At 69.7% G+C, this 13,252-nt stretch carries 15 protein-coding genes and 1 pseudogene; 13 read left to right on the plus strand and 3 right to left on the minus strand.

Annotated elements, in window-relative coordinates; all coding sequences use genetic code 11:
- Positions 1 to 207 precede the first annotated feature (207 nt).
- Positions 208 to 1,725, plus strand: coding sequence for a substrate-binding domain-containing protein (locus NBX02_RS02435; RefSeq protein WP_250289797.1), 1,518 nt, complete (start codon positions 208 to 210; stop codon positions 1,723 to 1,725).
- 67 nt (positions 1,726 to 1,792) lie between these two features.
- Here the strand turns inward: NBX02_RS02435 and NBX02_RS02440 are convergent, their stop codons facing one another.
- Positions 1,793 to 2,233, minus strand: a complete 441-nt coding sequence (locus tag NBX02_RS02440; RefSeq protein WP_250289803.1) for an ArsR/SmtB family transcription factor — start codon at positions 2,231 to 2,233, stop codon at positions 1,793 to 1,795.
- A gap of 94 nt (positions 2,234 to 2,327) precedes the next feature.
- On the opposite strand from NBX02_RS02440, the gene NBX02_RS02445 reads away from it, so the two are divergent.
- The 5 genes from NBX02_RS02445 to NBX02_RS22860 all read left to right on the plus strand — a co-directional run bounded on the left by NBX02_RS02445 (position 2,328) and on the right by NBX02_RS22860 (position 6,502).
- Complete coding sequence (locus tag NBX02_RS02445) at positions 2,328 to 2,942, plus strand: ArsI/CadI family heavy metal resistance metalloenzyme (RefSeq protein WP_250289805.1); 615 nt, start codon at positions 2,328 to 2,330, stop codon at positions 2,940 to 2,942.
- Positions 2,942 to 3,787: an MIP/aquaporin family protein gene (locus NBX02_RS02450; protein WP_250289807.1), complete on the plus strand. Its 846-nt coding sequence runs from the start codon at positions 2,942 to 2,944 to the stop codon at positions 3,785 to 3,787. Before NBX02_RS02445 ends, NBX02_RS02450 begins: the two co-directional genes overlap by 1 nt.
- Positions 3,788 to 3,813: 26 nt before the next feature.
- The gene (locus tag NBX02_RS02455; RefSeq protein WP_250285556.1) at positions 3,814 to 4,224 is read left to right on the plus strand and encodes an arsenate reductase ArsC; all 411 of its coding nucleotides are present in this window, start codon (positions 3,814 to 3,816) and stop codon (positions 4,222 to 4,224) included.
- Between the two features lie 185 nt (positions 4,225 to 4,409).
- Positions 4,410 to 5,375 (plus strand): hypothetical protein, encoded by a 966-nt coding sequence (locus tag NBX02_RS02460; protein ID WP_250285557.1) that lies wholly within the window; start codon positions 4,410 to 4,412, stop codon positions 5,373 to 5,375.
- A gap of 11 nt (positions 5,376 to 5,386) precedes the next feature.
- Entirely contained in the window at positions 5,387 to 6,502 is a 1,116-nt protein-coding gene (locus NBX02_RS22860; protein ID WP_445548215.1) for a helix-turn-helix transcriptional regulator, read from the plus strand.
- A gap of 32 nt (positions 6,503 to 6,534) precedes the next feature.
- Here NBX02_RS22860 and NBX02_RS02470 read toward each other — a convergent pair whose 3' ends face one another.
- Positions 6,535 to 6,909 (minus strand): ArsR/SmtB family transcription factor, encoded by a 375-nt coding sequence (locus NBX02_RS02470; RefSeq protein WP_250285558.1) that lies wholly within the window; start codon positions 6,907 to 6,909, stop codon positions 6,535 to 6,537.
- A gap of 97 nt (positions 6,910 to 7,006) precedes the next feature.
- On the opposite strand from NBX02_RS02470, the gene NBX02_RS02475 reads away from it, so the two are divergent.
- The 5 genes from NBX02_RS02475 to NBX02_RS22865 all read left to right on the plus strand — a co-directional run bounded on the left by NBX02_RS02475 (position 7,007) and on the right by NBX02_RS22865 (position 11,378).
- Complete coding sequence (locus NBX02_RS02475; protein WP_250289809.1) at positions 7,007 to 7,873, plus strand: LLM class F420-dependent oxidoreductase; 867 nt, start codon at positions 7,007 to 7,009, stop codon at positions 7,871 to 7,873.
- Positions 7,874 to 8,056: 183 nt separating this feature from the next.
- Entirely contained in the window at positions 8,057 to 8,356 is a 300-nt protein-coding gene (locus tag NBX02_RS02480) for a Scr1 family TA system antitoxin-like transcriptional regulator (RefSeq protein ID WP_445548216.1), read from the plus strand.
- A 504-nt stretch (positions 8,357 to 8,860) separates the two neighbouring features.
- Positions 8,861 to 9,763 carry an alpha/beta fold hydrolase gene (locus tag NBX02_RS02485; RefSeq protein WP_250285560.1) on the plus strand — a complete coding sequence of 301 codons (903 nt, stop codon included), beginning with the start codon at positions 8,861 to 8,863 and terminating at the stop codon, positions 9,761 to 9,763.
- A 379-nt stretch (positions 9,764 to 10,142) separates the two neighbouring features.
- On the plus strand, positions 10,143 to 10,892 hold the full coding sequence (locus tag NBX02_RS02490; RefSeq protein ID WP_250285561.1) for an HAD-IIB family hydrolase: 750 nt from the start codon (positions 10,143 to 10,145) through the stop codon (positions 10,890 to 10,892).
- Between the two features lie 351 nt (positions 10,893 to 11,243).
- Positions 11,244 to 11,378: a hypothetical protein gene (locus NBX02_RS22865; RefSeq protein WP_445548217.1), complete on the plus strand. Its 135-nt coding sequence runs from the start codon at positions 11,244 to 11,246 to the stop codon at positions 11,376 to 11,378.
- Here the strand turns inward: NBX02_RS22865 and NBX02_RS02500 are convergent.
- Positions 11,364 to 12,357, minus strand: a pseudogene (locus NBX02_RS02500) (IS5 family transposase). The gene NBX02_RS22865 and the pseudogene NBX02_RS02500 overlap by 15 nt on opposite strands.
- 90 nt (positions 12,358 to 12,447) lie before the next feature.
- On the opposite strand from NBX02_RS02500, the gene NBX02_RS02505 reads away from it, so the two are divergent.
- Together NBX02_RS02505 and NBX02_RS02510 are read left to right on the plus strand one after the other, a co-directional pair.
- Positions 12,448 to 12,651, plus strand: a complete 204-nt coding sequence (locus NBX02_RS02505; protein ID WP_445548218.1) for a helix-turn-helix domain-containing protein — start codon at positions 12,448 to 12,450, stop codon at positions 12,649 to 12,651.
- A 38-nt stretch (positions 12,652 to 12,689) separates the two neighbouring features.
- Positions 12,690 to 13,082, plus strand: coding sequence for a tyrosine-type recombinase/integrase (locus NBX02_RS02510; RefSeq protein ID WP_250289811.1), 393 nt, complete (start codon positions 12,690 to 12,692; stop codon positions 13,080 to 13,082).
- Positions 13,083 to 13,252 lie beyond the last annotated feature (170 nt).

Consider the following 13,252-nt stretch of genomic DNA (forward strand, 5'->3'; position numbering starts at 1 on the left):
AAACAACAGTACCCACGGGCCGCCGGCGCCCACCGCCCGGCCGAGGTTAACGCACAGCCTACCGGAATGAACGCGCAGCTGGCCGAGATGAATTCACGGCGAACGTCCGAGGGTCGGGCGGTACGGAACACGCCGGGCCTGACACGGAACGCATACGTTCGTCGCACGACATATCGGCCTGACCGTGCATGTGGGGATGAGGCGGACGTGGGCTGGCTGAGCACTGAGAGCATCGTGGCCGTACTCACCGCGGTGCTCGGCATCATGGCCTCCTTCGCCGTGGTCTGGTACGAGCGCCGGGTGCCTCGCCGCAGACGCATCGGCTACCGCGTGCAGATGGACACTCCCATCGGCAGCGACAACCGCGGTGGGCAGAGCCAGGCGGACATGCGGCTCGGCCTGTTCAACGACCTCCCCGACATGTCGGATGCCACCCTCGTCCTCCTGCGCGTCGAGAACGACGGCGCGGAGGGCATCACCGACACCGACTACACCAGCAACGGCCTCACCGTCGTCTTCGCCGAGCGAACTGTCAGGGGCGTCGCCGTCACCCAGTCCGGCGCCGAGCACCTGATGGACCACTTCGCCCCGCCGGGGGCCATGCGGCACAGCGGCAGCACGATCTCCCTGCCCCGCGTCCCGCTCAACCGCGGCCAGCACTACAAGCTGCTCGTGCTGCTCACCGGCGGCCAGGTCGGCAGCGGTGTCCGGGTCACCGGCGGGATCCGGGACGGCAATGTGAAGCTCAACCGCAGCACAACAGTCGACGACACCCCGCCCCTGTTCAGCAGACCCGCTCGTTGGATCACCATTCTGCTCACCATCTGCGTCATGGCACTGGCGGTCATCGTCGTCCGCCGGGACGTGCCGGCGCCCATCGGCTGCGCCACCGGAAAACTCACTGTCATCGGTTCGACGGCCTTCGCGCCGGTCGTACGGGAAATCGCCGAGAAATACGAGTCGGACTGCCCGGGCACGAGAGTCACGGTGAACCCGCACGGCAGCAACGAGGGTATCCAGGAGCTGGCGGAGGCCGCGGCCGAGACCACCGGCGGGCCGCCAGCGGTGATCTCCGTCTATGACGGTTCCAAGCCGGCCGGCTATCCGCAGATGACGGGGGAGCGCGTCGCGGTCTCCGCGTTCGCGCTGGTGGTGAACGACCGCGTGTCGACCGTGGATCTCACGGTCGACCAGATACGGAGGATCTACCGGGGTGACGTCCTCAACTGGAGCCAGGTCGGCGGCCCCGACCTGCCCGTCCTGTTGGTGAGCCGGGATGCCAACTCAGGTACCCGTGACCTGTTCCGGCGGCGCATTCTCGACGGGCTCGGAGAGCCGGCACTGACCTCGCTGGACTGTGAGCACAAGAACTCCCCGCAGGACAGGGTCGTCCGTTGTGAACTCGACAGCACCGAACGGGTGCTGCGGACCGTGGCGAAACTCCCCGGCGCCATCGGCTACAGCGAGCTGCAGGCCGCCGTCGCGTCCAGCGGCCTGCATGCTCTGCGTATCAACGGCCAGATGCCGTCGATCGAGACCATCGGTGGCGACGCCTACCCTTTCACGGAGATCGAGTACGCCTATACCTATGGCCAGCCGCCCGCGGGCTCCCTCACCGCCAGTTTCCTGAACTATCTGGCCAGGGGCGGTGGCCAGGACGTGATGAAGGCCCATGGGCATCTGCCGTGCTACAGCCCGGAGGGCTTCATACGCTGCCAGCGGTGACCGGCCCTTACCGGAAGCGGCTGGGCCACGGGGGCCGCCCGGGTGCGGCCACCGCGTGGGCGTGCGGTTACCGCGTGGGCGCGAAGACGGTGGCCAGGGCGGCCAGGGCGTCGGGCACGGCCCGGTAGTAGGCCCAGACGCCGCGTTTGTCCCGGGTGATCAGCCCGGCGTCCACCAGGACCTTCAGATGGTGGCTGACGGTGGGCTGGCTCAGGCCGAGGGGCTCGGTGAGCTCGCAGACGCAGGCCTCACCGTTCTCGTGAGCGAAGATCATCGACAGGAGCCGTAGCCGGGCGGGCACGGCGATCGCCCGGAGGACCGTGACAAGCCGGTCCGCCTCGGTGGCGGACAGCGGTGCCCTGGTCAGCGGGGTGCAGCAGGCCGTGGTGACGCCGGCGGCACCGGCGAGGCCGGGTGCGTCGGAATCCGCGCGCGCGTCGGGGCCCGTGGGCGTGGCGCGCGCACGGAGCGGGGTGGGCAGGGGTGCGGTCACCATGCCCTTCAGCATGCCCCGCCTATTGACAGCCGTCTATGCGTGGGGTCATCGTCACGTCTGGCAGGAAGACATTGATGCTGATCGATGCGATGAGGGGCTGATCGTGATGGCCAGGGTGCAACTGGCGCTGAACGTCTCCGACGTGGACGCAGCGGTCGACTTCTACACGAAGCTGTTCGGGGCCGGCCCGGCGAAGCGCCGGCCGGGGTACGCGAACTTCGCGGTCGACGTGCCGCCGCTGAAGCTGGTGCTGATCGAGAACCCGCGGGCCCGGGGCGCCGGGGTGGCCGGCGCGCTCAACCATCTCGGCGTCGAGGTCGCCACCTCCGAAGAGGTGGCCGCGGCAGCCGCGCGGCTGGCCGCGGCCGGGCTGGACACGGCGACCGAGAAGAACAGCACCTGCTGCTACGCGGTGCAGGACAAGGTCTGGGCCGACGACCCCGACGGCGCCCCGTGGGAGATCTACACGGTGCTCGCCGACGCCGACGCCGACGCCGGACCGCTGCCGGGGACGGCGCAACCGGGCAGCGAGCCGGGCTCGGGATGCGGCTGCGGGCCGGTCGGGGAGCGCGGCGCGCCGACGTCCGCCGGCACGGCCACGCCGGTATCTCAGATGGCGGGGGAGCCGGCGAGCCCCGCACACGCCGCGAGGAGGGATACCGGTATGACGGATGCCGGTACGGCCGTACCGGTCGTCGCCACCGGCCCCATGGGCTCCTGATGGTACGGGAGCGGCCGGTCCCACCGCCGCTGGCGCGCCGGCTGGTCGCCGAGGCGGTCGGCAGCATGCTGCTGGCCGCCCTGGTGATCGGTTCAGGGATCGCCGCGACGCAGCTCAGCCCGGGACAGACCGGGCTGCAGCTGGTGGAGAACGCCGCGGCGACCGCCGCCGGCCTGTTCGCGATCATCCTGATGGTCGGGCCGGTCTCCGGAGGGCATTTCAACCCGGTGGTCTCGGGGGTGGACGCCGCGTTCGGCGGGCTGCCGTGGCGGGACGCCGCGGCCTACGTCCCCGCCCAGGTCACCGGCTGCGTGGGCGGGGCGGTGCTGGCGAACCTGATGTTCGAAGAGCCGGCGGTGTCGATCTCGACGCATCACCGGGCGTCCGGCGCGCACCTGCTCGCCGAGGTCGTCGCGACCGCCGGCCTCGTTCTGCTGATCTTCGCGCTGGCGCGCTCCGGCCGGGCTGAACGGGCCCCGGCGGCGGTCGGCGCCTACATCGGCGCGGCCTACTGGTTCACCAGCTCGACCAGCTTCGCGAACCCGGCGATCAGCATCGGGCGGATGCTCTCCGACACCTTCGCCGGGATAGCCCCGGCATCCGTCCCGGCATTCGTCGGCATGCAGGTGATCGGCGGCACGGTCGGCTACGCGCTGACACGCCTGCTCTATCCGCCGCCCCCGCCTGTTCCCGGCCAGGGCCCGCGGGTTCTGCCGCCTCGCGACCGGATCACCACCGCGTCCAACGGCGCCGCGTCGGACGGCCCGACGTCGGACGGCCCGACGTCCGATGGCCCGACGTCCGATGGCGCGGCGGCTGGGCCGGCCCTTGGCGTCCCACTGTGAAGACGCGAAGAAAGGGGAAGCGACGTATGTCCGGGAAGCCCTCGGTGCTGTTCGTCTGTGTCCACAACGCCGGGCGGTCCCAGATGGCCGCCGGCTGGCTGACCCGGCTGGCCGGCGGCGCCGTCGAGGTGCGCTCGGCAGGGTCGCTGCCGGCCGAGCGGGTCAACCCCGTCGCGGTGGCGGCCATGGCCGAGATGGGGATCGACCTTGGCGCCCAGACGCCCAAAGTCCTCACGCCGGAGGCGGTGGAAGCCTCCGACGTGGTGGTCACCATGGGTTGTGGGGACGCCTGCCCGGTCTTCCCGGGGAAACGGTACGAGGACTGGAAACTCGACGACCCCGCAGGTCAGGGCATCGACGCCGTCCGTCTGATCCGGGATGAGATCCGGGCCCGTGTCGAGAAACTTCTCCGGGACCTCCTGCCTCCCGGCTCCTGACGATCATTTCCGGTGCCCGCCCCACCGCCCGGCGGCGGCGCCCCGGGACGTACCAGCGCCACGGGAAAGCCGCCGGAACGCATGCCGAAGGAGACGCTCTGGCGGCCCGCCCGGTGCCCAGCCGGATGGGCCGTGTTTTGCTTCTTTCACTTCCGCGTAATGCGCTGGACCAGCATGATTGTCTGGTGGCTGTCGACCGGGGGTTACCGCTCGACCGGGTCGGCGAGCTGGCGGAACGGGCGCGTGCGGTGCTGGAGGGCCCGGCGCTGGGGGACGCCGGTGAGTCGTCGGAGCTGGAGCGGGCGCTCGCGACGGCCGGCGCCGAGATCCGTGCTGTGCTGTGTGCCCGTCCCGCACCCGACGCCCGGACGGCGGGCGAGCTGTGCCTGAGCCTGGTCGAGCTCAGACGGTTGCGGGGAGAGCTGCGCGAGCGCGCGGTGTCGGTGCGGTTCGCGGCGGTGGCACGGATCCATCGCGGGCTGGCCAGGCTGCGGGATTGTGGGACCGTTGCCGAGCTGCTGCCCGCGGCGGCGGCCGAGCTCGGGGCGTGCTGTGACTTCGACCGTGCGGTGATCTCGCGGCGCCGGGGGTCGACGTGGCGCGCCGAAGCGGTGTGGCTGGCCCCGGGGCTGGATCCGGACGTGTCGCGGGCGACGGAGACGTACCTGCGCGGGACGTGGATTCCGCTGGGTCCCGGCGTCCTGGAGACGGAGCTGATCCGCAGGCGCACCGCCGAGGTGATCGCGGCCGATGACCCGCGGACCAACAAGGAGCTGATGGCCGTGTCGGACAGCGTGGGATACGTGGCCTCGCCGGTGATGCCGGCCGGCCGGGTGATCGGTTTCCTGCAGGCCGACTGCTACGGGTCGCGGCGCGAGCTGACAACACTGGATCGTGACAATCTGTGGACGTTCGCCCAGGGCTTTGGCCTGCTGTTCGAGCGCACGGTGCTGCTGGAGCGGCTCGCCCGGCAGCGGGCCCAGGCCCAGGATGCCTTCGAGCTGGCCGAACGGCAGTTGCGGCAGCTCGCCGAGGACGAGATCCTGCTCGCCCGCAGTGACCGGGAGCTCGGCGCCGTCGCCTCCCGCGCCGCCGAGTTCTTCCGGCCCACGGCCGCCGCCGACGACCCGGTGGTGGGCCTGCTGACATGACGGCTCCATCCATGAGCGGCGTGAGCGGGCGGGCCACGGACCTGTTCGAGCGTGCCGCACGGCTGCTGGGCGTCACGCCGGAGCTCGGCCGCGCGGGCGCGGCGGACATGGCGGGCGCGGCGGACGCGCTGAGTGCGGCGGACGCGCTGAGTGCGGCGTGCACCGAACGCCTGCTGTCGGGTACGCCGGACGCCGAGTCGACCGCGGCGCTGGCCCGGCTGGTCTGCGATCTGCAGGACCTGGCCGTCGAGCAGGCCGAAACGCGGATGGCGTCGCGAGCGCGACGCATCGCCCGCTGCGAGCGGGGGCTCAGCCTGCTGCGTACGGTGATCAGCTCGAAGGCGCTGGAGGACCGGGTATGCGAGGAGACCGCGGCGAACTGCGGCTTCGCGCGGGTGCTGCTCGCACGCGTCGAGGACGGCGTCTGGCGGCCGTGGAAGGCCAACAGAGTGATACGGGACGAGCCGTGGTTCGCCGAATGGGCCCAGCGCGAGATCCCGTTGGACGACTTCGTCCTGGAAACGGAGCTGCTGAGCGAACGTCGGCCAGGCCTGGTGACGGACACCGCGGATCCGCGGGTACATCCGATCATCCGGGCAGGCGAGGCGACGTCGTATGTGGTGGCACCGATCACTCCCGCGGGGCGTGTCGTCGGTTTCCTGCACGCCGACCACGGCAGTGGCGGGCAGGCCTGTGACGAGACTGATCGTGATGTGCTGTGGGCTTTCAGTGAGGGATTCGGTCATCTCCACGAGCGCTCGGTGCTCGTGGAGCGCCTGCGTCTCCAGCGCGACCGGGTGCGCCAGACGCTGGCCGTCGTCGGCACCGCGCTGGAGGAGCTCACCGAGGCCGAGATCGAGCTTGTCACGGCTCCCGACGACGACACCCCCGTCGCCCGGACGGCGTCATCGGTGTTCCGCGGCGAAGGCGGTCTCGACGAGCTGACGGCCCGTGAGCGCGAGGTGCTCGCGCTCATCGCGGGCGGCGCCAGCAACCAGGAGATCGCCGAACAGCTCGTCATCACCGTCGGCACGGTCAAGACCCACGTCAAGCACATCCTCGCCAAGCTCGGCGCCGTCAACCGCTCCCAGGCGGTCGCGGCCTACCACGGCATCGCCCAGGACTGAGCGCCTCCGCGTCCACCGCCGGCGTCGGGGGCCTACCGGGACGCAGCGGCGTGGGTGTCACACGGCGCTGGTCCGGGCTGTTCGTCCTCGGCGAGCACGAGGCCGAGCAGGCCCGGGAAACGGGCGTCGAACTCGGCGCGGCGGAGCCGGCTGAGCCGGCGCGGCCCCTGGTCGACCTGCTCGAGCAGCCCCGTGGCCCGCAGCACGGCGAAGTGGTGGCTGGCGGTCGCCTTCGACACCGGCAGATCGAACGTGCCGCAGGCCCGGGTGAACTCCGGCTCGCCCGCCAACGTCCGCAGGATCAGCCGGCGGACCGGGTCCGCGAGAGCTTCCAGGGCGTCCTGGAGAGGCACGTCCTTCGGATCGGTGTGACGCAGAGTGCGGGTGCGCCGCGCCTGACCGGCCATCGTCTCCTCGAGTCCGTCTTCCCGAATCCCCTGTGTTCGACAGGTATCGTACACTGACGTCCATTCGACCGCTGTCGAACACATGAGGGAGATCGTCATGGCGATATCGCTGGGCCGGGTGGGCATCTGGTCCCCGTCGCACATCTGGGAGGACGAGGCCGCGGCGGAGCTCGACGCCGCGGGCTACGGAGCCCTGTGGCTCGGCACCGCCACACCCGGCCTGAGCCTGCCCGAGAAACTGCTCGCCGCCACGAACCGGCTGGTCGTGGCCACCGGGATCGTCAACGTGTGGACGGTCGACGCGGCGGAGCTGGCCGCCGGCTTCCACCGGCTGGCAACGGCCCACCCGGACCGCTTCCTGCTCGGGCTGGGCGTCAGCCACGCGCCGATCGTGGAGCGGCTGGGACGCTCCTACACCCGGCCGCTGGAGTATCTCGCCGGCTACCTCGACGCGCTCGACAACGCCGCCAAGCCGGTGCCCGTCGACCAGCGGGTGCTCGCGGCGCTGCGCCCGAAGGCACTCGCCCTGGCGGGGCAGCGGTCGGCCGGCGCCCATCCCTACCTGGTCACCCCCGAGCACACCCGGATCGCCCGCGAGACGCTCGGCGCCGGCCCGCTGCTCGCCCCGGAGCAGAAAGTCGTCCTGGAGACCGACCCGTCCACCGCCAGAGCTCTCGCCCGGGCCAGCGTCGGTTACTACCTGCGGCTGCCGAACTATGTGCGCAGCCTGCTGGCCCTCGGTTTCACCGAGGACGACGTCGCGGGCGGCGGCAGCGACCGGCTCGTCGACGCCCTCGTCGCCTGGGGCACCCCCGAGCGGATCGCGAAGCGCGTCGCCGAACATCACGACGCCGGCGCGGACCACGTGGCCGTGCAGGTCCTCGCACCGGATATCGACCTGGCCACCCGCGGCGGCCGCCCGCCCAGGCAGGCCTGGCAGGCCCTCGCCGCCGCGCTCCTGTGAAGAAGCCCTGCGGCCACGGCGGCTGAAGCCGACGCGGCGCCGGCCGGGAGAACCCCTGGAAGAGCGCGCTGGCTGCCGGGGCCCGGCTCGGTGCCGGCCGGTGATGAGCCACGTTCCGGGAGGCGGTGCTGTGGCGGTCGACCGGCGGGCCGGCGGTGATGCATGCCCAGCTTGAGCATCTGATTGCCCTGTCCGCTTGCCCTGTCCGCCTGGCCGAACATCACGATCCAGATCATGCCGTTCGCGCTCGGCGCTCACGTGGCCGAATGCGGAGCGTTCACCATCCTCCGCTTCCCGGGACCGGAGCCACCCGCGACGGACCAGACCGACGTGGTGTACCTCGAGCAGCCCATCGGAGCCCTTTTCCTCGACAAGCCCCACGAGGTCGACCGGTACCCGCAGGTCATGTCCCGCCTGGCAATAGCCGGCGCACCTGCGCGCACCACCGTGGACACGCTCACCCGGATCGTCCACGAGACATAGCCGTCGACCGGCCATCGTCCACGCCATCCCGCGGCACCGCTGTGACCAGCACCTCTGCCGACATCTGACCCGGTAACACGGTTGAAGACACGGCCCATGACCCAACGCCTTTATCCCGGCCTTCCCGCCCGGACGGACAGAGGCCCTGTCGGGCGACCGTCGACGTGCTGGTCACGCCCTCCAGCAGGACAACGTTGTTGACCCTGCCAGGGGAATAATCTACAGTAGGTCCAAATTCTGCGACAATGGCGATATAGGGGAGATCGCCGGATAGTCCTTCTGGTGTGCTCCGTCCCTTCGCGGCGGCCATCGGCTCGCCGGGCACATCACGCCCATCGCCATCCGGTGACATGACCCATGAATGTATGGCAGGCCGGACAGGATGGATTTGTCACGCTATCACCCCTGTGTGAAATAAGGCGCGACATCATCTCGCGTTGACAACTGCAAAAGGAGCATGTCTTGCACCGGAAATTGCAAAAGGAGTGTCATTTACGATCAAGGATGGGCCGCGTCGTCGCGGTCGTCACAGTGATCGTTGCCACGACCATCGTCATCGGCAGCGGCCCGGCGGCCGCGGCCACATATCCGGTGAACTGGGACGCGTTATCGGCCTACGCGTCCGGTCAGCTGAACGCCTCACCGCCCCCGGGTGCGAACGACTGGTCGTGCAGGCCGAGCGCGGCACATCCCGAACCTGTCATCCTCGTGCACGGCATCACCGAAAACCAGAACGCCAACTGGCAGGCGCTCGCGCCGATACTCGCCAATAACGGGTACTGCGTCTACACCATAACCTACGGAAGGCTCTGGTATACCGCCAACGCCGGTGGCATCGGCTACACCGGGAACTCGGCGGGCGAACTGAACGCCTTCGTCAACCAGGTGGTGTCCAGCACCGGAGCCGGCAAGGTAAAACTGGTCGGATACTCCGAAGGCGGATTTATCTCCCGGCTGTACATGAAGAACTATGGCACAACACACGTGTCGGCCTTCGTCGGGATCTCACCGGTATCCATGGCCCCGCCCACCATCAGCGGGCTGCTGACCGTCCTCAACCTGGTGCCCGGTTGGCAGACGATCGAACTACTGGGCTGCCCGGCCTGTTATGAACTGTCCACCTGGCCCGCGTTCAACGCACTGAACTCGCCGCAGGCCGCGTTCCCGAGCGTCACCTACACCAACATCATCACCACTCGCGACGAGGTGGCCACACCACCGGAAGCGGTGAGCTATCTGCCGGCGGGCCCCAACGTCACCAACCAGGCCGTGCAGACCTTCTGCCCCAACGACCCCGTCGGGCATGTCGGGATGCCTTACGACGTGACCACTGTCCAGCTGGTACTCAACGCCCTCGACCCCCAGCACGGCCAGCCCGTTCCGTGCGGGTCCGGGCTCCCGCTGTAGCGCTGGGCAATGAATGGGCGGCGCCGGGCCAGCACTTGCTTGGCCCGGTGCCGCCCGTCGTGGACTGGACGGCGGGAATCATTACAACAGCCACCGGCCACACCGGTCACTGCGCCAATATGCACCGTTCCGCACAGGCGCCGGCCCACTGCCCGAACCCGGCGTGCCGGTCCTCCGATATGATCGGCCCGGTGGGCTCGTCCACGAATACCGGCAGAATGACAGTTTGCTGTCATCTTCTCGACTCTCGGTCATCATCGCTGATGATCCCGGAGTAGAAACAGGTGTTCGGTCGGTGCTGGCGGGCGTGGTGGGGGACGCGGCGATAAACCGTACGGTCCATTTCACAGCAGGCGCCCCCGCCACGAAGGGAACCCGTGTGCCAATCCTGGTCACCGACCTCGACGGAACCCTGCTGGGCGGAGCCGCAACCGACCGACGGCGCCTGCGCGACACGCTGAACCGTCACCCCGAGGTAGTGGTCGTCTTCGCCACCGGGCGCGGTCTGCCCGCCATCCGCGAGGCGCTGGACGACCCGCTGGTGCCCAGGCCCCGCTGGATCATCGCCGACGTCGGCGCGACCGTGCTCGACGGTGTCGACCACATGCCGCTCCAACCGCTGCAGAACGAACTGCGAGCCGGCTGGCCCGGAACCGGGCGCATACGCGCCGCGCTGCGCGGCTTCCCCGCGCTGATCTACCAGGACAGTGTGCCGCAGGAGGGCCGCTGCTCGTTCTTCCTCCATCCCGGAGATCTCACGCCGGCCATCACCGATGCGGTGGAGGCGCTCGGCTGCTCCTGGAGCTACTCGGCGGACCGCTACTTCGACGTCCTGCCCAGGGGCGCGTCCAAGGGCAACGCCCTGGCCGCTCTCGCCCGCTCGCAGGGCTGGCCGACCGCCTCGATCCTGGTCGCCGGGGACAGCCTCAACGATCTGTCCATGTTCCGGATCGGTGCGCATGGCGTGGCCGTCGGCAATTCCGAGCCCACACTGATCGCCGCGCTGGACGGCCAGGAGGGCGTCCACCGGCCCCAGCAGCCCGGCGCCGCGGGCGTGTTACAGGCGCTGCTGGAGCTGGGCTGGGTCGAGGCCGGGTCCGGACAGCACAGCGTGGGCAGCAGGAGCTGAGGTCGGCGGAGCACTGCTGGACGACAGAGATAGGACGACAGAGATAGACGGTCTCCGCTACCGTCCGACAGAAGCAGCGTAGATCGCCCGTTGTGCTGATGAGTAACGCAGAAGCCCTGGTCAGGGACTACAGGGGGTCGACGGTCAGGAATCTCAAGGAGTTGCGTCCACGGTCGGGCCGTGATGTCGCGATACGGGTGATCTTTGTTTTCGATCCTGGTCGCAGGCGGTACTGCTGGTCGCCGGCAACAAGGCTGGTGACTGGTCGCGGTGGTACAGGACGGCGATCCCCGCGGCCGAGGTCGCGTATGGCGGATGGCTGGCCGTGGAGAGGAAGCGGCGGGAGGGCTCATGACCGAGTTCCATGACTGGGACGACATCCGCGCCGAACCGCACGACGGCGACGGTGAGGCGCTGGCCGCTGAGCGGGCGCGCACCGAGGCATGGGTTAGGGTCTGTTCTGAGTTCGGATCATGGGGTTGGTAGGCTGCGTAGCCAGAGGATGGATCCGCGCAGGTGGAGCCCTGCGGCGTAGCTTTCGGGTGTCTTGTCGTAGCGGGTGGCCAGACCCCGCCACTCCTTGATCTTGTTGATGCCGCGTTCCACGGTGTTGCGGTCCTGGAGAGCGTGGCGTCGTGGCTGACCGGGCGGCCTCCGGCGCTGCCGCGCTTCTTGCGGTTGGCCCTCTGGTCGGCCTTCTCCGGGATCACCGTCCGGATCTTCCGCTTACGCAGGTGGGCGCGGTGGGCACGGGAGGAGTACGCCTTGTCGCCGGCGACCGCGTCGGGGCGGGTCCGGGGCCGGCCGGACGGCCCACGCACTTCGATCTTCTTCAGGACCGGGAGGAAACGCGGGCTGTCCGCGGCTTGCCCGGGGGTGAGGATGAGGGACAGCGGGCGGCAGCGCCGGTCGGCCGCGAGGTGCACCTTGCCGGTCAGCCCGCCTCGGGAGCGTCCCAGTTCGGCGGCCTTCAGCCGGGCCCTGCGGCGGCGGCGGACCGCGCGGCGCCGTGCCCGTTCGGCGTCCTCGCCGTCCTCGGGCGCCTCGGTCACAGGGTTGTTCTGTCCGGTTGGTGAAGCCCCTTTTCCGCCGTCAGGGCCTTCGCCATCTCCTCCAGGAGGTCCGGGTCGACCGCCATGCCCGCCGCGTGGTGATGCGCGCGGGCGACGGTGGAGTCCACGCCGACCAGGCTGAGGTCGACGTCGCCGCGTGCCGCCGCCTCGGCGATCATCGCGTCCATGAGGGCCTGGAAGACCCCGTCCCGCGCCCACGCGCGGAACCGGTCGTAGATCGTCGACCAGGAGCCGTAGCGTTCGGGCACGTCCCGCCAGGGGCTACCGGTACGGAACCTCCACATCACCGCGTTGAAGTAGCCGCGCAGGTCGGGGATCGGCCCCGACGCCCCCAGCGGGAGGTGCGGCTCGATCAGCTCCCACTCGCCGTCGGTCAGGTCGCCACGGGTCATACAACCGTGCTACCAGCCGGAGCATCCGAACGCGAAAGACGATCATCCCGCCTGTGATCCGGACTCGGAACAGGTCCTAGTGCATGCCATCTGGCTGAGGAGCGCAGGCGACTGGGGCTGACTCAGCGTCAGGTGGCCGAGCTGATGGGTGTCTCCCCGGGCCGGGTGAGCCAGATCGAGAACGGTGATCTCGACGAGAACGAGGTCGCGACGCTGAGCCGGTACGCCCGGGCGCTGGGTGCCCGCATGCGGATCATCTTCGACTATGGCAACGACCTCCGCCAGATCGCCTGACCGGCCGTTGTCTTCCACGAAGCCATGATCGTTTCCGTTTGACCCCGCCCCCCCACCGAACCGCCCAGCATGCGCGCCGGGAGAGCGCGGGCAAGAGGTGGAAGGAACACGGGCTGATCTTCCCGAGCACGGTCGGCACCCACATGGAGCCGCGGGGGCTGAACACCCACATGTCCAAGCTGTGCAAGCGCACCGGGCTCCCGCACCTTGGCTCACATGCGCTACGGCACACCGCGGCGACGATGGCTTGCGTCGACACCACCGTCATCGCGCTCTGGCTCGGCCACGAAAGCCCGACCAGCACCAGGGTCTACCTGCACGCCGACATGGCCCTCAAACAACAGGCGATCACCCGCACGGCCCCACCCGGCACCGTCTCGGCCCGCTACCAGCCGACAGACGCACTGCTTGCCTTCCTCGACGCGCTCTGACCGGAACGACCCCCGCGCCGTTATGCCGCGCCCACGAAGATCAGCCCGCTTCCTGACAAGTAACGGAGCAGGCAGCGCAGCATAACGGCCGGCCCGTCATAAGGCGTGTAATGCCGGCACCGGCATTAGGCTCCTTTCTTGATGAACCCGGTGTCGTCGATGACCAGCAC

Source organism: Protofrankia sp. CiP1_Cm_nod1, from assembly GCF_920888515.1.
Taxonomy (GTDB): Bacteria; Actinomycetota; Actinomycetes; order Frankiales; family Frankiaceae; genus Protofrankia.

What these genes read in the sequence shown, in the direction of transcription:
- NBX02_RS22865 (WP_445548217.1), top strand. Translation starts at nt 11,244, where the DNA reads ATGACCGAGTTCCATGACTGGGACGACATCCGCGCCGAACCGCACGAC.
- NBX02_RS02445 (WP_250289805.1), top strand. Translation starts at nt 2,328, where the DNA reads ATGGCCAGGGTGCAACTGGCGCTGAACGTCTCCGACGTGGACGCAGCG.
- NBX02_RS02475 (WP_250289809.1), top strand. Translation starts at nt 7,007, where the DNA reads ATGGCGATATCGCTGGGCCGGGTGGGCATCTGGTCCCCGTCGCACATC.
- NBX02_RS22860 (WP_445548215.1), top strand. Translation starts at nt 5,387, where the DNA reads ATGAGCGGCGTGAGCGGGCGGGCCACGGACCTGTTCGAGCGTGCCGCA.
- NBX02_RS02470 (WP_250285558.1), bottom strand. Translation starts at nt 6,909, where the DNA reads ATGGCCGGTCAGGCGCGGCGCACCCGCACTCTGCGTCACACCGATCCG.
- NBX02_RS02455 (WP_250285556.1), top strand. Translation starts at nt 3,814, where the DNA reads ATGTCCGGGAAGCCCTCGGTGCTGTTCGTCTGTGTCCACAACGCCGGG.
- NBX02_RS02440 (WP_250289803.1), bottom strand. Translation starts at nt 2,233, where the DNA reads ATGCTGAAGGGCATGGTGACCGCACCCCTGCCCACCCCGCTCCGTGCG.
- NBX02_RS02450 (WP_250289807.1), top strand. Translation starts at nt 2,942, where the DNA reads ATGGTACGGGAGCGGCCGGTCCCACCGCCGCTGGCGCGCCGGCTGGTC.
- NBX02_RS02485 (WP_250285560.1), top strand. Translation starts at nt 8,861, where the DNA reads ATGGGCCGCGTCGTCGCGGTCGTCACAGTGATCGTTGCCACGACCATC.